At 30.8% G+C, this 18,812-nt stretch carries 20 protein-coding genes, 1 tRNA gene and 1 riboswitch; of the genes, 19 read left to right on the top strand and 2 right to left on the bottom strand.

Going from position 1 to position 18,812, the window contains the following annotated elements; genetic code table 11:
* The 4 genes from VK071_03120 to VK071_03105 form a co-directional block, all read left to right on the top strand.
* Positions 1–202 (top strand): hypothetical protein (locus tag VK071_03120; protein HLR34302.1); only part of this gene is annotated, 202 nt, incomplete at its 5' end.
* A 105-nt stretch (positions 203–307) separates the two neighbouring features.
* Positions 308–1,366: a putative sulfate exporter family transporter gene (locus VK071_03115; GenBank protein ID HLR34301.1), complete on the top strand. Its 1,059-nt coding sequence runs from the start codon at positions 308–310 to the stop codon at positions 1,364–1,366.
* Between the two features lie 43 nt (positions 1,367–1,409).
* The gene (locus VK071_03110; GenBank protein ID HLR34300.1) at positions 1,410–1,805 is read left to right on the top strand and encodes a hypothetical protein; all 396 of its coding nucleotides are present in this window, start codon (positions 1,410–1,412) and stop codon (positions 1,803–1,805) included.
* Between the two features lie 30 nt (positions 1,806–1,835).
* Positions 1,836–1,910: transfer RNA gene (locus VK071_03105), tRNA-Ala, on the top strand.
* A 141-nt stretch (positions 1,911–2,051) separates the two neighbouring features.
* On the opposite strand, the gene VK071_03100 is transcribed toward VK071_03105, so the two are convergent.
* Positions 2,052–2,993 (bottom strand): phosphoglycerate dehydrogenase, encoded by a 942-nt coding sequence (locus tag VK071_03100; GenBank protein HLR34299.1) that lies wholly within the window; start codon positions 2,991–2,993, stop codon positions 2,052–2,054.
* Between the two features lie 64 nt (positions 2,994–3,057).
* Between VK071_03100 and VK071_03095 the strand changes: the two genes are divergently transcribed.
* The 7 genes from VK071_03095 to VK071_03065 all read left to right on the top strand — a co-directional run bounded on the left by VK071_03095 (position 3,058) and on the right by VK071_03065 (position 9,673).
* On the top strand, positions 3,058–3,189 hold the full coding sequence (locus tag VK071_03095; GenBank protein HLR34298.1) for a hypothetical protein: 132 nt from the start codon (positions 3,058–3,060) through the stop codon (positions 3,187–3,189).
* A 58-nt stretch (positions 3,190–3,247) separates the two neighbouring features.
* Positions 3,248–3,859, top strand: a complete 612-nt coding sequence (locus VK071_03090) for a ribonuclease H family protein (protein ID HLR34297.1) — start codon at positions 3,248–3,250, stop codon at positions 3,857–3,859.
* A 159-nt stretch (positions 3,860–4,018) separates the two neighbouring features.
* Positions 4,019–4,693, top strand: coding sequence for a corrinoid protein (locus tag VK071_03085; protein HLR34296.1), 675 nt, complete (start codon positions 4,019–4,021; stop codon positions 4,691–4,693).
* 96 nt (positions 4,694–4,789) lie between these two features.
* Complete coding sequence (locus VK071_03080) at positions 4,790–5,839, top strand: MtaA/CmuA family methyltransferase (GenBank protein HLR34295.1); 1,050 nt, start codon at positions 4,790–4,792, stop codon at positions 5,837–5,839.
* Positions 5,840–5,879: 40 nt separating this feature from the next.
* The gene (locus VK071_03075) at positions 5,880–7,691 is read left to right on the top strand and encodes an ASKHA domain-containing protein (protein HLR34294.1); all 1,812 of its coding nucleotides are present in this window, start codon (positions 5,880–5,882) and stop codon (positions 7,689–7,691) included.
* Positions 7,692–7,706: 15 nt separating this feature from the next.
* The gene (locus VK071_03070) at positions 7,707–8,579 is read left to right on the top strand and encodes a uroporphyrinogen decarboxylase family protein (protein ID HLR34293.1); all 873 of its coding nucleotides are present in this window, start codon (positions 7,707–7,709) and stop codon (positions 8,577–8,579) included.
* A 17-nt stretch (positions 8,580–8,596) separates the two neighbouring features.
* The gene (locus VK071_03065; GenBank protein ID HLR34292.1) at positions 8,597–9,673 is read left to right on the top strand and encodes a uroporphyrinogen decarboxylase family protein; all 1,077 of its coding nucleotides are present in this window, start codon (positions 8,597–8,599) and stop codon (positions 9,671–9,673) included.
* 53 nt (positions 9,674–9,726) lie between these two features.
* Here VK071_03065 and VK071_03060 read toward each other — a convergent pair whose 3' ends face one another.
* Positions 9,727–10,215, bottom strand: a complete 489-nt coding sequence (locus tag VK071_03060) for a deaminase (protein ID HLR34291.1) — start codon at positions 10,213–10,215, stop codon at positions 9,727–9,729.
* Between the two features lie 123 nt (positions 10,216–10,338).
* Between VK071_03060 and VK071_03055 the strand changes: the two genes are divergently transcribed.
* The 8 genes from VK071_03055 to VK071_03020 all read left to right on the top strand — a co-directional run.
* Positions 10,339–12,102, top strand: a complete 1,764-nt coding sequence (locus VK071_03055) for a sigma 54-interacting transcriptional regulator (protein HLR34290.1) — start codon at positions 10,339–10,341, stop codon at positions 12,100–12,102.
* 235 nt (positions 12,103–12,337) lie between these two features.
* Complete coding sequence (locus tag VK071_03050; GenBank protein HLR34289.1) at positions 12,338–13,618, top strand: L-serine ammonia-lyase, iron-sulfur-dependent, subunit alpha; 1,281 nt, start codon at positions 12,338–12,340, stop codon at positions 13,616–13,618.
* Between the two features lie 36 nt (positions 13,619–13,654).
* On the top strand, positions 13,655–14,830 hold the full coding sequence (locus VK071_03045) for a dicarboxylate/amino acid:cation symporter (GenBank protein ID HLR34288.1): 1,176 nt from the start codon (positions 13,655–13,657) through the stop codon (positions 14,828–14,830).
* Between the two features lie 94 nt (positions 14,831–14,924).
* Positions 14,925–15,371, top strand: a complete 447-nt coding sequence (gene mscL / locus VK071_03040; protein ID HLR34287.1) for a large conductance mechanosensitive channel protein MscL — start codon at positions 14,925–14,927, stop codon at positions 15,369–15,371.
* A 251-nt stretch (positions 15,372–15,622) separates the two neighbouring features.
* Positions 15,623–15,847 (top strand): membrane dipeptidase, encoded by a 225-nt coding sequence (locus tag VK071_03035; protein ID HLR34286.1) that lies wholly within the window; start codon positions 15,623–15,625, stop codon positions 15,845–15,847.
* 52 nt (positions 15,848–15,899) lie between these two features.
* The gene (locus tag VK071_03030) at positions 15,900–17,090 is read left to right on the top strand and encodes a patatin-like phospholipase family protein (GenBank protein HLR34285.1); all 1,191 of its coding nucleotides are present in this window, start codon (positions 15,900–15,902) and stop codon (positions 17,088–17,090) included.
* Positions 17,091–17,127: 37 nt separating this feature from the next.
* Positions 17,128–17,302: riboswitch (cobalamin riboswitch) on the top strand.
* A gap of 108 nt (positions 17,303–17,410) precedes the next feature.
* The gene (locus tag VK071_03025; GenBank protein HLR34284.1) at positions 17,411–18,250 is read left to right on the top strand and encodes a cobyric acid synthase; all 840 of its coding nucleotides are present in this window, start codon (positions 17,411–17,413) and stop codon (positions 18,248–18,250) included.
* 12 nt (positions 18,251–18,262) lie between these two features.
* Positions 18,263–18,812: CobD/CbiB family cobalamin biosynthesis protein (locus tag VK071_03020; GenBank protein ID HLR34283.1), on the top strand; the 550-nt coding region annotated here is incomplete at its 3' end.

Here is an 18,812-nt window from a genome sequence, read left to right as displayed (position 1 = left end):
TAAAGAAGAAGTAATGGATATAATTACTAAGGCTATGTTGATATACAGGGAGCAAGGACATACAGGAGAACGTTTAGCAGAGACTTTAGATAGAATGGGCTTTGAAGAATTTGAAAAGCAATTATATAATGATGAAGTATTAGAAAGAAAAGACGAAATATTAGAAGCTCAATTACACCTTAAAGGTGGAGCAACTTGCTAGGATTGGATTAATACTATTGGAGGATTTAACTCCTCCAGTAGTATATTTTTAGGAATTGATTGTATATAATTTAACATTATTAAACTCAGGAAAGGAGTATCGTATATGAGTAATAAAGAAGCAACACATATGGGTAATAAACGTCTACAAGCAATAATAGTTTGTGTACTAATAGCAATTTTAGCTACTTATTTAGCAGGGTTACAAAATGTTATAGGTGGTCCAATGATAGGATTATTAATAGGTATGTTAATAGTTAATGTTATTCCAAGATGGGATGACGAGTTTAGAGCAGGTACATCTTTTGTAGGTAAGAAATTTTTAAACTTAGGTATTATATTAGCAGGGGCTACGCTAAACTTTAATGAAGTTATAGGTTATGGTGCTAAAGCATTGCCATTAATTATATTTAATATCTGTCTTTCTTTTGCAGTAGCTAGACTAATAGGTAAGAAATTAGAGGTTACCAATAATACATCAACCTTAGTAGGTGGAGGTACTTCTATATGCGGTGGTACAGCTATAGCCACAATTTCATCTATAATAGAAGCTAAAGAGAAAGAAATTGCATATGCTATGACAGCCATATTCTTATTTGATGTATTAGGTGCAATTTTATATCCATATTTAGCAGGAGCAATAAATTTAACAGCCAATCAATTTGGCATTTTAGCTGGTACAGCTATAAACGATACTTCAAGTGTTGCTGCAGCAGAAGCTACATACAATCTATTACATGGGGCAGATTTTAATACTGCTATAACAGTAAAATTAGCTAGAACTACAATGCTTATTCCATTAGCATTAATTATTACAACGATTAAAGTTAGAAAAAAATCAAAGGAAAATGTAAATGGAGTGGAAGAAAAGTCTATAGGTAGAACAGTTCTAGATGTATTTCCTTGGTTCATATTAACATTCTTAATTATGGCAATATTAAATACTTTTAATGTTTTCAGTATTATACCGGGAGCAGATAAATTTTTCAGCAAATCATATAAATTTTTAATAACTGCAGCTTTAGCAGGAGTTGGATTTAAAATTCAATTTAAAGATTTATTCACTGAAGGTGTTAAGCCAATGATATTAGGTGGCTGTACATGGGTATCATTATTTATTTCATCTATGTTATTCATCCATTTATTTGCAAATAGTATTGGGTAAGATAAACTAAAATAAATTAACACCAGGTTTATATTCGGCTCAAATGCTATCCGTTGTTGGTGATAAATCTGTTGGATTATTATCCATTGAACCGAAAACCAAAGATGGTACTCCTATAGAAGATTATGAAGCTCAAATTATCTATGATTCTACTAGTGGTCGAAATAATGAAGTAAAAGAATGGTTAGCAATAGCAGGGTATTTAAAATCTTTTGATGAAATAGATGGAACACCACAGGTCCCACAATATTATAAAGAAACTCAAGGCAGGAAAATTGTAGATAATAATAAAAATATATTTGCTATATTGAAAAACCCTAATGCCATAGCATTAGGAATATATACAATAATTATAGTGCTTATTATAACTATCATATTTATTATTAAGACAATAGTGAAACGTAGAAAAAGAAAGAAAACTAAAATAGCTATTGACTAAAAGGGCTAATAATAGTATATTAAAGGTGATGGGGACATAGTTCAGCGGGAGAATGTCTGGCTGGCAGCCAGAAGGTCAGGGGTTCGAATCCCCTTGTCTCCACCAATTTTTATTTGTATTCCAGAGGACAAAAGGAAATTATGATGAGAAAGATGTAAGAAGTTTCAAGAAGAAAATTAAACTATTAGACAAAATAATTTAATTAATATAAAAATAGACTGGACACTTATCCAGTCTATTTTTATATTAATATCCTTTTTTCAAATTAATAACATTAATTAATTCTTCATTATTTATATACCTCTTCATATTTTCATAGGCTATTTTATATCTTCTATTACGATTCATTTCTGATGCCCAAGAATTATGAGGAGATATAATAACATTATCCATTTCCCATAAAGGATTATCTTCCGGTAAAGGTTCGACCTCGAAAACATCTAAGGCAGCCTTTTTTATTTTTCCAGTTTCTAAGTTTTTAATAAGGGCTTTCTCATCTATAATACTTCCACGGGCAATATTTACTAAATAAGTGCCATCTTTTATATTGCTAAATAGTTCTTCATCTACTAAATGGTGAGTTTCTTTTGTATAAGGGGTAGTAATTACTATTATGTCAGATTGACCTATAGCTTCATTCATATAGTCATTGCTAAAGGTTTTGTGAAAATACTTAACTTCCCTACCATCTGTATTTATTCCAATATTTTCAACACCAAAAGGTTCCAATCTTTTAGCCCCTTCACTAGCTATTGATCCTGTACCCATAAAGGCTACAGTTTTCCCATATAGTTCTAATATGGAGGTATCCATTTTCCATTCCTTTCTATTTTGCTTATCATAAAAACCTCTACTATCTTTAAGCATTTCAAGAATTTTTAAAACAATCCATTCGCCTATAGGAATACTATATCCACCACGATTATTAGTAAGAAGAATATTTTTATCCAATACTATATCTTTTGGAACTTGATTTATACCAGCACTTAAAAGTTGAATCCATTTTAAGTTTGGGAATTTACTTATATCAAGGGTATCAAAAGGATTGAAACATACTAATGTATCAACATCTTTCATTTCATCAGAGAAACGAATATCTTTTTCATTTTTAAAGATTATTTTATACCCTAAGTCTTCTAGGCTTTTCATTTGTTCGTCTGTATATTTATAAGTTACTAAAGTTTTCATCAAAAATCCCTCCTATTGCTTATAGTTATTATATGCCCATTTAGGGTATATAAAAAACATAAGAATGTTTTTGTATTATAGATTAAAAGAAGTAGGCTTTAATGTAGGTGTAATAAGTATAGAAAAGGAAAAGGTATATGAAGGAAAGGATGGGTATCCAGTAAAAGGTGGTGAAAGCCACCTTTTTATTGACTAAAATCCATTTTATAGATACAATCTAAAATAACAAGTAAAAAGATGGATAGGAGTATATTATGAAGAAAAAATATTATGCAGTAAGAAAAGGAGTTAAAACTGGTATATTCGATAGTTGGGCAGAATGTGAGGCCCAAGTTAAAGGCTATTCAAGTGCTGAGTATAAAAGCTTTTCAACTAGAGAAGAAGCAGAAAACTATATTAATGGAGGTAAGGAAGGTATAAAAGATAATCATATAGAAAAGTTAAAGCCCAAAGAAATGGTAGCCTATGTAGATGGAAGTTTTGATCAAAAAAGTGGATACTATGGATATGGTGGAGTAATATTTACAAAGGGTAGAAAAGAAATTTTTCAAGGCAAAGGAAATGAAGAAGGAATGGCAGAAATGAGAAATGTAGCGGGAGAAATAAAGGCATCTATGGTAGCAATGGAAAAAGCTTTGGAAAAAGGGATGGAGACTCTATACATATATTATGATTATGCTGGTATAGAAAAATGGTGTACTGGAGAATGGAAAAGAAATAAAATAGATACAGGAAAGTATAAAGAGTATTGTGATGTTATAAAGGAAAAGTTAAACTTAATTTTTATAAAAGTTGAAGCTCATAGTGGCAATAAGTATAATGATGAGGCGGATAGACAGGCAAAAGAGGCTATAGGGCTTATGTAAAAGCGTTGGTGCAGTTTGTACCAACGTTTTTTTTTGTAAAAAAATCAATAGTCTGACACTATGCTATCAAAATTTTTAATAATGGTTGAAAAACTTTTAACATAAATATAAGGTTTAATTGGATATGAATTTTTATACAATAATTTGGGAGGTTAGAAAATGAAGGATTTAAAAGAAAATCTTTTAAAGGAATTATCAGAATCTGTAATAGATATGGACGAAGATAAAGCAGCAGAAGTATCTAATACTTTTATAGAAAAGAAGTTTGATGCCTATGAAGGAATAGCAAATGGGCTAGCCATAGGAATGGGTGAAGCAGGAAGGCTTTATGAGGAGGAGGAGTATTATATTCCAGAACTTTTAATGTGTTCAGATGCAATGTATGCTGGAATGGATGTTTTAAAGCCTCATATAAAACGAGAAGAAACAGAAGAGAGGTATAAAGCGGTAGTTGGGGTAGTAGAAGGAGATACTCATGATATTGGAAAGAATTTATTTAAAATTATGTTAGAAACAACAGGATTTGAAGTTTATGATTTAGGAAGAGATGTCCCTCCCGTTGAGTTTATAAAGAAGGCAAGAGAAATAAATGCTGATTTAATAGGATTAGCAACTTTAATGACTACAACAATGGATAATATGAAGGATGTTATATCTCTATTAGAAGAAGAGGGAATAAGAGAAGATGTAATAGTAATGGTTGGAGGAGGTCCTGTTTCCCAAAGCTTTGCTGATCAAATAGGTGCGGATGGCTATTCACCAGAGGCATCTAGGGCTGCTAGATTAGCTAAGAAATTAGTAAGGGGAAAAAAATATGAGGCTGTTAAAAGATAAAATGACACCTAGGAGATTGGATGGCCAATAATAGATGAAAAACTAGAAGAATTAATGGGTTTTAATAGATATAAATAAGGTTTGGAGGGATATTTAATGATGGATGAACCGTTATCTCCAAAGGAAAGGCTATTTAGAGCTATAAATAAAGAAAAAATAGATCGTCCTCCATGTATCTGCCCCGGAGGAATGATGAATATGATAGTCGAAGATGTAATGGATATTACGGGAGTGAAATGGCCAGAAGCTCATAGTGATTCAGAAATGATGGCAAAACTGACTATGGGAGTTTATGAAAATGGGGGATTTGAAAACTTTGGGGTACCATTCTGTATGACTGTAGAAGCTGAATCTATGGGAGCAACAGTAGGATTAGGAACAAAAGTAAATGAACCGAGAGTAACTGAGTATCCAATAGGTTCCGTTGTAGAGTGGAAAAATCTTAAATCTATAGATACAAATGAAGGAAGAACAAAGGTAGTTTTAGATGCTATTAAAATACTTGAGGATAAAAAATTAGAAGTTCCTATTATAGCTAATTTAGTAGGGCCAGTAAGTACTGCTTCATCCTTAATGGAGCCGACAACATATTATAAAGAGTTAAGAAGAAAACCTAAAGAGGCCCATGAGTTTATGGAATTTGTTACAAAAAACCTTATTATTTTTGCTAAGGCTCAGATAAAGGCAGGAGCGGATATAATAGCTATTTCAGATCCCAGTGGCACAGGAGAAATATTAGGACCACAGTTATTTTTAGAATTTACAATTCCTTATTTAAATAAAATAGTGGAAGAAGTTAAGGAGGAAGTGCCAGGTGGAATTATTATTCATATATGTGGGAAATTGAGAAGTATATATGGAGAACTCAATTTACTTGAAAGTGAAGTAATAAGCTTTGATTCTATTACTAGTGTACGGGAAGTAGCGAACAATGTAGGTGAAAATAAAGCAGTTATGGGCAATGTTAGTACTTTAGCCATTGAGAGGGGTAATTTAGATAATATAAAAAAGCTAGCTAATGGTTGTATAAGAAATGGAGTAGATATATTATCACCAGCCTGTGGAATTGGAGCAAAAACTAAATTAGAAAATATAAAACTTTTAGTAGAAACGGCCAGAGAAGCAAATTCAAAAGCTGCACTTTAGGGCTATAAATGATTGAAATTATAAATGGAGTGAGTACTTTATGAATACAGTAAAAATACATGGAAAAGATATTGAGATTCAGTATGAAGAAGGAGAAAAGCTCTTAGATATATTGCAGGATAGTGAAGTCCCCATAGAAAGTCCCTGTAGTGGAAAAGGATATTGTGGGAAATGTAAAATTCAAATATTAGAAGGAAAGATAAATGGACCTAAAGAAGAAGAATTAAAATTTCTTTCTAAGGAAGAAGTAGAAAAGGGTATAAGACTTAGTTGTTTTGTCTATCCAGAAAGCAATTTATTTGTAAAGTTTTTAGATAAAAAAGAAATAAACCATAAAATTTTGTCTGATGGTTTAATTCCATATGTTGAATTAGATCCTGTAATAAGGAAAGAAATCATTGATCTAGAAAAGCCTACTTTAGAAAATAGTATTTCTTATGAAGAATTAATAGAAGAAACTATAGGAAGCAAACTAAGCTATGAAAATCCATTACTTTTAAAAGCACTATCTAATGCTTGTGATGAAGAGAAGATAACTTTAATTTATTGTGAAGATAAAGTCATAGGTATAGAACCTGGGGATACAAAAGATAAATTATATAGTGTTGCAGTAGATATTGGGACTACTACAGTAGTTGCCTCTCTTATAGATCTAAATAGTGGGAAGGAAGTTGGTTCCGAAAGTTCTGTAAACCCTCAAAAGGAATATGGACTTGATGTATTGTCTCGTATAGATTTTATAAAAAGAAAAGAGAAAGGTCTTTATTTATTGCAAAAAGCCATAGTAGATTGTTTGAATTCTTTATTAGAAATCTTATGTAGTAAAAATAATGTAGATATAGAAAATATTTATGAAATAGCTGTAGGGGCCAATGCAACAATGATGCATATATTACTAGGTGTAGATACTAAAACAATAGGAAGATCACCTTATGCAACAATTTTTTCTAAGGAGAAAAAACTATTAGCTGAATGTATAGGATTGAAGATATCACCTTTTGGAAGACTTTATTGTTTACCGGGAGTATCAAGCTATATAGGGGCAGATATTGTAGCAGGTGCTGTTGTAGCAGATTTAAAAAATACTAAAGACAATGTATTTTTTATAGATATTGGAACAAATGGAGAAATGATATTATCTGAAGGTGGAAAGTTAGCTTCTTGCTCCTGTGCAGCTGGGCCAGCCTTAGAGGGTGCAAATATATCTTGTGGTATGAGAGCAGCAGAAGGGGCAATAGAAGGTGTTCAATTTAATGAAAATGGAGTTTCTCTTGAAATAATAGGAGATACAGAACCTTTAGGTATATGTGGTAGTGGAATATTAGAGATAATGGCTGAATTAAATAAGAAAGGACTAATAAAGAAATCAGGAAGGTTAAAAAAGAAGGAAGATTTAGAAAAAGAAGGGCGACCTGTATTAGCTCAAAATTTAATTGAAGAGGATAGAAAAAGAAAAGTTATAATACATAAAAGTGAAGATGAAATAATAACCATATCCCAAGGAGATATACGACAAATTCAATTAGCTAAAGGTGCTATTTCTTCTGGGATTTACGCTCTTACAGAATTTATGGGAATAAACATAGAAGAGTTAGATAGCGTAGTCATAGCGGGACAGTTTGGAAAGCATTTAAAAATAAGCAGTCTAACTGGGGTTGGGATTATACCAGAAAGTTTAAAAGATAAGGTAAAATATATAGGTAACTCCTCTAAAACTGGTGTTATGATGTGTTTACTATCAAGAGATGCAAGAAAAGAAATGGAAAATATGGCAAAGGATATAGACTATTTTGAACTATCTACAAAAGAAGGTTATGAAAAATTATTTACTAAATGTTTAAGTTTTGAATAGGAGTGGTTAAATATTATGGAAAATGTAGACTTTAAATGTGCTTCAGATAATTTAGAAGAAATACCTGAAGAAGTTGTGAAAGAAATAGGGATTGATTTTCCAGAAGTTCATACAGAAGCAGAATATATAGCCTCTTTATCTAAAGAACTAAAAAAATATAAAGAAGATATTTTATGTAGAGTTCCTTTTTGTAATACTGTAGAGGCAGAAGCCTTAGGAGGAAAGATTAAACTAGGAGACTCTAAAACAGGTCCTAGGGTAGATAAATATGCATTTAATTCTATAGAAGAAATGTTGAATATAAAAGATATGGAATTAACTAAAGGACGAATAAATGAGGTATTGAAAGCAATAGAAATTTTGAAAAAAGATGGTGAAAAAGTTATATTGAATGTAGAAGGACCTATTACAATAATAACTTCATTAATAGATTCAAGAATTTTTTACAGGGGCCTAAGGAAAAATAAAGATGTAGTAGATGAGTTTTTAAAGGTTATTGAAGAAAATACTATTAAGTACATAAATGAAGGTATAACAAGAGGAGCTGACATAATATCCTATGGAGATCCAGTAGGAGCTTTAAATATTGTAGGGCCTAAAGTATTTAAAGAGGTTAGTGGAAAAGCTGCTCTTAATATTTTAAAGAAAATAGAGAATAATTTAGATGGCAGTATAATAAGCCTTTGTGGACAACTTTCTACGGCTTTTCAAAAAATGGATTTAGTTAAAGCTCATCCTGTAAAATTTGAAAAAGATATAACCTATGGTGAGGCTATTGACTATGTATTACAAAATAGAAAGGATGTTAATATTATAGGTCATAACTGCATAAAAAGAACGTATTTAAAGTTGAAAAATTCTACTCTTTGGTCTGTAGAATTAATATAAAAAAGGGGGGAATAAAAATGCTAAAAGATAGTATGACTCCAATAGAAAGAGCAAAAGCATTAAGTAAAGGTCTAAGGGTAGATAGATTACCTTGTAATCCTAATGTGGCTAACGGCGTTGCCAGAATTTATGGATGCAAAATTTCTGAATTTAATACAGATGGCAAGACTTTAGCCAAAGCACAAATAGCTGCTTATAGAAAATTTGGTTATGATGGAGTAAGAGTTTTTACAGATTTATTTACTTGGGCAGAAGCTATGGGTGCTAAAGTAAAATTACCAGAAGATTATACAGCAGATATTGTTGGGCCTGCAATAGAGAACTTAGAAGACGTAAATAAATTGGAACCGGCAGATCCATATAAGGATGGGAGATTACCAGTTCATATTGAAGCTATGAACTACTTAATAGATGAAGTGGGACAAGAAGTTCCTTGTTCTGGTGGAATAGTTGGACCTTTTACAAATGCATTTTTTCTAGTTGGTGTAGAAAAGATGACGAGACTTATGTTTAAAGAACCAGAAATTGTTCATAAACTATGTGAAATTTCCCTTCAAACATCAATTAATTATACACAGGCAATTATAGATTGTGGCTTAACACCAACGATTTCTGAACCTATGTCGTCGTGTACAGTAGTCAGTCCAAAACATTTTAGAGAGTTTTCTTTACCTTATCTTAGGAAGTTAGTTGAATATATAACTTCTCAAGAAAAGGGAGTAACTTTGCATATTTGCGGTAAGACAGATGCTATATGGGAAGATGTAGTAAGCACTGGTATAACAGGTCTTAGTATTGATAATGTGGCAAGTTTGGAAGATTGTAAAAATACTATTGGGGATAAAGTAAAGGTAATGGGAAATGTAGATCCAGCATCTATTATGTACTTAGGTATAGTAGATGATGTAAAAAGAGGAGTTATTAAAGGAGTTAAGGAAGCTTATAATTCACAGAAGGGATATGTGATTATGTCAGGTTGCAGTTTACCTGTAGAAACACCTTTAGAAAACATAGAAGCTATGATGGATATAACAAGAGAAATAGGTTATCCTGTAAAAGAAGAAAAGTTGGAAAAATTATTAGCAAATCTCTAAAAATGATAAAGAACTGCCTAAACTCTATGTTTAGGCAGTTATAAGGATTTAAACTAGTACCCTAATTCTTCTGAAAGGGAGTCATCATTTTCAACCCAGTCTTGGACATTGATAACTCTATAATCATTTAATGTATCTCTTATTATAACTTTTTCAATTCCAGCGTTTATTATAAGTCTTTTACACATAGAGCAAGAATTAGCATTTTCAACAAATTTACCTGTTTTTTGATCTACGCCCACAAGGTAGAGAGTGGATCCTATCATATCCTTTCTAGCTGCAGATATGATACAATTAGCTTCTGCATGAACTGAACGACAAAGTTCATAGTGAGTTCCTCTAGGAACATTTAACTGTTCTCTTCTGCAAAATTTTAAATCACTACAGTTTTTTCTACCTCTAGGGGCCCCAGTATAACCAGTAGAAATAATTTCATCATTTTTTACAATAATAGCTCCAAAGTTTCTTCTAAGGCATGTACCCCGTTTCAGCACGACTTGTGCAATATCTAAATAATAATTTACTTTATCTCGTCTTTCCATTTTATCGTCTCCTAATCTTATTATAAGCTATATTATATTTTATCTAAAATAAATAGAAATACAATGGTAGATAAGTTATAATATCTATAATGAGAAGTTTTTACTTAAAGGAGAGAAAAAAACTTGGGTTTATTAAAAATACAATCTTCTGTTCAAGAGGTTGCAGAAGCTATATCAACAGTATTAAATGTAGATGTAACTATAATCGATCATGATTTAAGACGAATTGCTGCTACAGGAATATATAGAGAATCTATTGGAGAAAAAATTCCTAGAAACTGTTCTTTTGAGGGAGTAGCGAGAACTAAAGAACCAGAATTTATTGACAATCCTAATTATAGTCAAAAATGTAGTAGTTGCAGTTTGAAAGGGAATTGTGCAGAAATGGCTACCATAGGGTATCCTATGCTTAGTAATGGAAAATTACTAGGGGTAATTGGTTTAATTGCATTTAATCGGGAACAGAAAGAGAAAATTCATAGCAACTATGACTCTTTAATTGTATTTTTAAGTAAGTTGGGAGATTTGCTAGTTGGCAATTTAAAATATAATAAAACCATAACAGAGCTAACTATTCAAGGAGAAGAAAGAAAAAAAATAATAGATGGATTAGACAATGGAGTAATAGGGATAGATAATAAAGGGAAAATAAAATTTGTTAATTCAAAAATAGAAGAATATTTTCAAATGAATTCTACAAACTTAATAAATAATAGTATACATGACATTATTCCTAATATAGATTTAAGCCATAAAAACAGTTCCCCTATTGAAAAAAAGATAACAGTTAATAAGAAGCGGAAAAGTTTTTTAATTAGAGAAATACCAATTATAATAAATAATAAAAAAGTAAGTAATATAATTGAAGTTTACAAAACTAGTGATATGGTTAAGACAGCTTATACAATAATTGAAGGAGAGAAAAACATATCCTTCGATAATATTATTGGGAAGAGTAAAGAAATTTTAGCTGTAAAAGATATGTCTTATAAAGTTGCAAAAAGTGACTCTACAGTTTTAATACAAGGTGAAAGTGGTACCGGGAAAGAGCTATTTGCAAGATCAATTCACAATGCAAGTAATAGGAGAAGCTCCCCTTTCATTGCTATAAACTGTGCTACAATTCCTGATAATTTATTGGAATCAGAACTTTTTGGCTATGAGGGTGGTTCGTTTACAGGGGCTAAAAAAGAAGGGCAGATGGGAAAATTAGAATTAGCCCAAAAGGGAACCTTGTTTTTAGATGAGATTGGAGATATGCCCCTACATTTACAACCTAAACTTTTAAGGGTGTTGCAGGATCAAGGGTTTAGGCGAATAGGGGGCAAGGAACTGATAAAGGTGGACTTTAGACTTATAGTCGCCACAAATAAGGTTTTAGAACAAATGGTAGATGATGGGGAATTTAGAGAGGATTTATATTATAGATTAAATGTTATACCTATTCACATACCACCACTTAGGGAAAGAAAAGATGATATTGCTGTTCTTAGTCAATATGAACTTGAAAGATATTGTATAAAATTAGGTAGGAATAGGAAATATTTTTCAAGAGAAGTAGAAAATGTTTTTAAGGAATATAATTGGCCTGGCAATGTAAGGGAACTTGAAAATATAGTGGAGTACTTAGTAAATATTGTAAAGGGGGAAGAAATAACCTATGATGATTTGCCTATAAATGTTAAAAAGTATTTTACAAATAAAAAATTAACCTTAAACCAAAATCAATCTTTAAAGAATATAGTAGATAATTACGAAAAAAAAGTATTAGAGTCCTATTTAAAGAAATATGGTAAAACTACAAAAGATAAGGAATTAATTGCTTCTTTGTTGGACATAAACTTATCTACTTTATACAGAAAACTGGGAAAATATAATTTGCAATAATGCAAAATAATTCTTATTACTGAGAAAGCCAGTAATCCCTTTAATATTCTTTTTTATAAGTAGAAGTTTAAAATAGGAGAAAATTTTTTGCATTATTGCAAATTTTAATAGAATATAGAAATTGTACTATTATAAGATATTAACTAGATTCCATCTGCTAAACTTATCTTTATAAAGATGGCATGTTTTTTGCAATATATAAAGGTAAGGATAAAAAAAGGAGATGGATTATAAAATGGTGGACAAGATTAAAACCGAACAATTGCTTAATATGGTAAAAGAGGATACTGTTCCTGCATTAGGGTGTACTGAGCCTGTGGCAGTGGCTTATGCTACATCTGTAGCAAAGAAGTACTTAGAAGGAACAGTTGAAAAAGTAAGGATATATGTAAGTAAAAATATATATAAAAATGGGAAATCAGTTACAATTCCCAATACAAAAGAGTGGGGCTTAGATTTGGCGGCAGCTTTAGGTATTATAGGCGGAAAATCTGAAGAAGGCCTAATGGTGCTAAAAAATATAAATAAAAATCATATAGAAGAAGCACATAAAATACTAAAAGAAGGGAAAATAAAAGTGGAAATAAAAAACCCGAGCCCTGATATATACGTAAAAGCTGTCTTGGAAGATAAAGTAGATATAGTAGAAGTAGTAATCATTAATGGACATAGCAATATATCATCTATAAAGGTAAATGAAAAAAGTATTTTCAAAGATAAAGATGCAGCTACTAATAGTAATTCTGTAGAATTTTTAAAAGGTCTTACATTTAAAGAAATAAGAGAGATATGTGAAGAAATAGATATTGACGACTTAATTTTTATTAAAGATGGAATTACCATAAACAAGGAAGCTGCTTTAAGAGGAATAGAATCAAGTAAGGGATTAGGTTTAGGGGGGGCTTTAATAAAACTTAAAGAGAAGGGAAAAATTCCTAATGATGCTCCAACTAAAGCTAGAATATATACTGCTGCAGGTGCGGATTATAGAATGGGTGGAGGAAGCTGTCCTATTATGACTAGCGCTGGTAGTGGTAATCAAGGTATAGGAGTTATATTACCTATATCCATAGTAGCAGAAGAACATAATATTAGTGAAGAAAGATTATTAAGAGCAATATTTTTTGGGCATGTAATAAATAAATACGTGAAAATATATACAGGAAAATTATCAGCTATGTGTGGTTGCGCTATTGGTGCAGGAGTAGGAGTAAGTACAGCTATAGCTTGGATGTTGGATGGAAATGATGAACAAATTAGTGGGGCTGCCCAAAATATACTCAGTAATCTTACAGGAATGATTTGTGATGGAGCAAAAGCAACTTGTGCACTGAAACTGGCTACATCTGCTGAGGAGGCAGTATTATCTGCTTATTTAGCTTTAGAAAATATTATTGTAGAACCTAAAGTAGGAATAGTAGGCTCAAATATAGAAGAGACAATTAAAAATTTAGGGAATCTATCTAGAAATGGTTTTGTTAAAGTAGATCAAGTTATAATTGATATAATTAATTAATATATTATACAAATAAGAAGTAGAAGGGGGAAAAAAATGTCTAAGTTAAAAGATAATTTAATTTTTAAGCTAGTTTTAGCAGTAGCAATAGGAATAATTTTAGGATTAATTGTCAATGAAACAATAATAGGTATAATTTCTAGTATTAAGCATATTATAGGACAAATAATATTTTTTACAGTACCATTAATAATTATTGGATTTATAACACCATCTATTACTAGTTTACAGGATAATGCTAGTAAAATGTTAGCGGCAGCATTATTAATAGCTTATTTATCATCAGTAGGAGCAGCATTGTTTTCTATGTTGGCAGGGTATATAATTATACCGGGTCTTAACATTGTTGATAATCCAGAGGGATTAAGAACATTACCAGAGTTGGTATTTCAGTTAGATATACCACCAATTATGCCTGTAATGTCTGCATTAGTATTGTCAATTATATTGGGACTTACAGTAATATGGACTAAGTCTAAAGCAATAAATAATATTTTAGATGAATTTCACAATATAATGATGGCCGTGGTAAAGAGAATTGTAATACCTATTCTTCCTATTTTTATAGCAACAACCTTTGCTGGATTAGCTTACGAAGGAAGTATTACAAAACAATTCCCAGTATTTATTGAGGTAATACTAATAGTAATAATAGGTCATTTTATTTGGTTAGCTGTACTCTATGGTATTGCTGGATTAATTTCTAAGGAAAATCCTTGGGAAGTGGCGAAGCATTATGGACCAGCGTATTTAACAGCTATAGGAACTATGTCTAGTGCAGCTACATTACCAGTAGCTCTAGAATCAGCTAGAAAATCACCAATATTAGATAAAGAAATTGTAGATTTTTCTATACCCCTTGGGTCAACAATTCATTTATGCGGGTCAGTATTAACAGAAGTATTTTTTGTAATGACTATATCAAAAATATTATATGGAACATTGCCACCAGTTTCATCTATGATAATATTTATATTCTTATTAGGTATATTTGCTATTGGTGCACCTGGGGTGCCAGGTGGAACTGTTATGGCATCTCTAGGACTAATAACTGGTATACTTGGATTTGATGATGCTGGAGTAGCTTTAATGCTTACTATATTTGCTTTGCAAGATAGTTTTGGAACAGCATGCAATATTACAGGAGATGGAGCTATAGCACTGATGTTAACAGGAATATTTAAAAAGGAAATAAAAACTGATAGTAACTAAATAATATTAAGCATCTGTGATTTTACAGATGCCTTATATTTTTATAGTAGTATAATTGGTTTAAGGGAAATTAATGATAAGGAAGGTGCATATTATGTTTAAAGAGTTTAAAGAATTTGCAATGAAAGGTAGTGTACTAGATTTAGCTATTGGTGTTATTGTTGGTGGAGCTTTCGGAAAGATAGTTACTTCTTTAGTTAATGATATAATAATGCCTTTAATAGGTGGACTTTTAGGTAGAGTGGATTTTTCTAACTTTTTTATAAGTTTAGATGGGACAACCTATAATAGTTTAGCTGAAGCTAAAAATGCAGGAGCTGCAACATTAAACTATGGAATATTCATAAATACTATTATTGAATTTTTAATTATTTCTTTTTCTTTATTTTTAGTAGTTAGACAAATTAACAGATTGAGACGAGATGAAGAACCAGGAGAACCTATTACTAAGAAATGTGAATTTTGTCTTTCAGAAATACCAGTAGAAGCTACTAGATGCCCTAACTGTACTTCAGCTCTTGAAGCTGAAGTTCAAAAATAATAATATTCAGAAGTCTATTTATTTATGTAAATATTTTATATAATAAACATATAAAGATTAAAGCAAGGGAGATGTTTACATGGACTGTAATGAATCGCATAATAATGCTATCATAGTAGACAGTCGTCCTAATATACCCTTAGACATGTATAAGAAAAGGAGTAAGAAAGAAGAAAGTATTGTTACGTATCATGTCCTATTTAAATTCTTAGTTTAATGCTGTTAAAGAAGTAGGAAGTTTTTATGCTTTCATGGAGCAATTAGAGCATATGATTTCTATAGCCGGTAAAGATCATGTAGGGCTAGGTTTTGATTTTAATTTTTATTTTGGATCTAAAGGAATAGATGGCTTAAATGATTGTACTTATGTTCCTAAAAGAACTGAAGAAATGGTTAAAAGAGGCTATAGTTCTACGACTATAAATAAGATACTAGGCGAAAATTTTGTAAGAATATTAAAAGAGATTCTTCCTTAAGATAAGTAGGAATAAAGTTATGAAATAAAAATGAAAGAATAGAGGTGAACATATGCAAGGTTTAGTTTTAGAAGGCGGAGGAGCAAAGGGTGCATATCACATAGGGGCTTATAAAGCCATAAAAGAAATGAATATAGAAATTAATGGGATAGCTGGCACTTCTGTTGGAGCTTTGAATGGTGCCATGATAATTCAGAATGATTTTGAAAAAGCTTATGATCTATGGAATAATGTTTCTTATTCAACAGTAATTGATGCAGAGGATGAGGAAATTGAAAAATTTAAAAAAAGAAAATTTAATGTAGAGGATATGAAAAAGTGGAAGAAAAAAGCAAAAACTGTATTTGGTGAAAAAGGGTTTGATATTACTCCACTAAAGGACTTGTTAAAGGAAGTAATAGATGAAGAAAAGATAAGAAATTCAGATAAAGATTTTGGTATGGTTACAGTTTCTTTAACAGATCTAGAACCTTTAGAAATTTATATAGAGGATATACCAAAAGGAATGCTTAAAGAATATTTACTAGCTAGCTCTTATTTACCAGTATTTAAAACAGAAAAGCTTGATGGAAAAGTATTTCTAGATGGTGGAGTATATAATAATCTACCGATTGATATGTTAGCAAAAAAGGGTTATAAAGATATTATAGCTGTTAAAACTAGTGGAATGGGAAGAATCAGAAAGAGTGAATATAATGATTTAAATTTAACTTTTATTTCTCCAAATGAAGATTTAGGTAAGACTTTAGAATTTGAAAAGGAAATTGCTAGAAGAGATTTAAAATTAGGTTATTATGATGGATTAAAAGCTTTAAAAGGGCTTAGAGGATATAAATATTATATTGAAGGTAAAAATGATGAAGAATATTTTATAAATAAGTTTTTAGCTTTAGGAGAAGAAAAAATTTTACAAATAGGAAACATCTTTGGTATAGAGGGTATTCCTTATAGACGATTATTGTTTGAACATATTGTACCCAAAGTAAGTAGTATTGTAGGAACAGGTAAAGAGAGTGATTACGAAGATATTGTAATTAGTTTTTTAGAATTTCTAGGGGAAAAATATGAGGTAGAGCAGTTTAAAGTATATAACTATGATGAATTTTTAAATATAATAAAAGAAAATCATATAAAGAGAGAAAAAGAAGAAGATTTGTGGAGGAAATTAGTTAATAAAGTGGAACTCCTATCTATGTTTAATAAAGAGGAGATTATTAAAAATATTGGTGATATTATGTTTTAGGCAAGAAATATGATATTCTTATATAAGATGTAGATAAAATTAAATATTAAGCTTAGGTGCCTAATTAAGGTTAAAAGGGAAAGGAGTGTAAAGCTACTGCAGCCCCCGCTACTGTAAATAGTTACGAATTCCAAAGCCACTGGCGAAAGCTGGGAAGGTGGAAGGAGGATAAACTATAAGCCAGGAAACCTGCCTAATCTTAGGAAAGATTCTTTCGGAGGGAAAGAAAAATTTTATGAAAGGCTATTTTACTTTAGCTAGTCATAGATATGGGAGAACTTCGAGAGAAGTTCTCCTTTTTATTTTTTGGAGGTGATGTAGTGGGAAATATTATGGTACAAGGGACTACTTCTTCGGCTGGGAAAAGTATGTTATGTACTGCATTATGCAGAATATTTAAGGAAGATGGCTATAAAGTATATCCTTTTAAATCGCAAAATATGTCATCTAAGTCATATAAAACAAATGATGGATTAGAAATCAGCATAGCTCAGGCATTACAAGCTTTAGCCTCAGGAATATTGCCTAATCCTAGTATGAATCCTATTCTTTTAAAACCTGTGAGTGATGAAGGAAGTCAGGTTTTTATTAAAGGCAAATTGGAGAAAACTATGAAAGCAGTAGATTATTTTAAATACAAAACTAGTTTAAAGCCTATGATTAAAAATACCTATGATAAGATTGAAAAGGAGGTAGATATTGTAGTTATAGAAGGGGCAGGGAGCCCAGCAGAAATAAATTTAAAAGAAAACGATATCGTTAATATGGGAATGGCAGAAATGGCCGATGCTAATGTTATATTAATTAGTGATATAGATAGGGGTGGCGTATTTGCATCTTTATATGGGACAGTTATGCTTTTAGAAGAAGAGGAAAGAAAAAGAATAAAGGGTCTCGTAATAAATAAATTTAGAGGAGATAAATCTATACTTGACCCGGGAATAGCTATGATAGAAGAACTTTTAAACATTCCTGTAATAGGTACAATTCCTTATGTTCCATTAGAATTAGTAGATGAAGATAGTCTTATAGATTATGAAAAAAAATGTAATATAAGAGAACAAACTGAAAAAGAAAGAGAAGAAGAACTAGGTAAATTGGCTCAAATAGTAAGGGAGCATTTAGATATGGAATACTTATATTCTTTAATAAACTTGTAGGTGAATAATATTATGGGCTTAATTTTAGGAGTGTTATTAGATTTATTTATTGGGGATCCAGAAGGTTTTCCTCATCCAGTAGTTCTTATGGGAAAAATAATATCCTTAGAAGAAAAGTTTTTTAGGAAAATATTTAAAAGTGAAACTGGACTAAAATTTGCAGGATTTTTAATGATTGCAATTAATATGTTTATTTCATTTTTTATTCCTTATAAATTATTATCAATATTAAAAGCTTATAAAATGTTTTACAGTATATTAAATGTATATTTAATATTTACCTGTATAGCAGCAAGATGTTTACATAAGGAAGGGATGAAGGTATATCATGGATTGAACAAAGGTATTGAAGAAGGTAGATATAGACTTTCTTTTATAGTCGGAAGGGATACAAGCAGTTTAAATGAGGAAGAGATAATAAAGGCAGATGTAGAAACTATATCTGAAAATACAGCCGATGGAGTTATAGCACCTATTATATATATTATAATTCTAGGTGCTCCTGGTGGTTTTTTATATAAAATGGTTAACACTATGGATTCTATGGTAGCTTATAAAAATG

The sequence above is a fragment of the Tissierellales bacterium genome, assembly GCA_035301805.1.
Lineage (GTDB): Bacteria > Bacillota > Clostridia > Tissierellales > DATGTQ01 > DATGTQ01.
This window is presented reverse-complemented; position numbering and strand designations above follow the sequence as displayed.

Bases quoted from the DNA above. Each gene is read 5' to 3' on its own strand.
- VK071_03045 (HLR34288.1), top strand. From the start codon at position 13,655: ATGTCTAAGTTAAAAGATAATTTAATTTTTAAGCTAGTTTTAGCAGTA.
- VK071_03070 (HLR34293.1), top strand. From the start codon at position 7,707: ATGGAAAATGTAGACTTTAAATGTGCTTCAGATAATTTAGAAGAAATA.
- VK071_03085 (HLR34296.1), top strand. From the start codon at position 4,019: ATGAAGGATTTAAAAGAAAATCTTTTAAAGGAATTATCAGAATCTGTA.
- VK071_03090 (HLR34297.1), top strand. From the start codon at position 3,248: ATGAAGAAAAAATATTATGCAGTAAGAAAAGGAGTTAAAACTGGTATA.
- VK071_03075 (HLR34294.1), top strand. From the start codon at position 5,880: ATGAATACAGTAAAAATACATGGAAAAGATATTGAGATTCAGTATGAA.
- VK071_03060 (HLR34291.1), bottom strand. From the start codon at position 10,215: ATGGAAAGACGAGATAAAGTAAATTATTATTTAGATATTGCACAAGTC.
- VK071_03065 (HLR34292.1), top strand. From the start codon at position 8,597: ATGCTAAAAGATAGTATGACTCCAATAGAAAGAGCAAAAGCATTAAGT.
- VK071_03095 (HLR34298.1), top strand. From the start codon at position 3,058: ATGTTTTTGTATTATAGATTAAAAGAAGTAGGCTTTAATGTAGGTGTA.
- VK071_03110 (HLR34300.1), top strand. From the start codon at position 1,410: ATGCTATCCGTTGTTGGTGATAAATCTGTTGGATTATTATCCATTGAA.
- VK071_03035 (HLR34286.1), top strand. From the start codon at position 15,623: ATGGAGCAATTAGAGCATATGATTTCTATAGCCGGTAAAGATCATGTA.
- VK071_03080 (HLR34295.1), top strand. From the start codon at position 4,790: ATGATGGATGAACCGTTATCTCCAAAGGAAAGGCTATTTAGAGCTATA.
- VK071_03100 (HLR34299.1), bottom strand. From the start codon at position 2,993: ATGAAAACTTTAGTAACTTATAAATATACAGACGAACAAATGAAAAGC.
- VK071_03050 (HLR34289.1), top strand. From the start codon at position 12,338: ATGGTGGACAAGATTAAAACCGAACAATTGCTTAATATGGTAAAAGAG.
- VK071_03030 (HLR34285.1), top strand. From the start codon at position 15,900: ATGCAAGGTTTAGTTTTAGAAGGCGGAGGAGCAAAGGGTGCATATCAC.
- mscL (HLR34287.1), top strand. From the start codon at position 14,925: ATGTTTAAAGAGTTTAAAGAATTTGCAATGAAAGGTAGTGTACTAGAT.
- VK071_03115 (HLR34301.1), top strand. From the start codon at position 308: ATGAGTAATAAAGAAGCAACACATATGGGTAATAAACGTCTACAAGCA.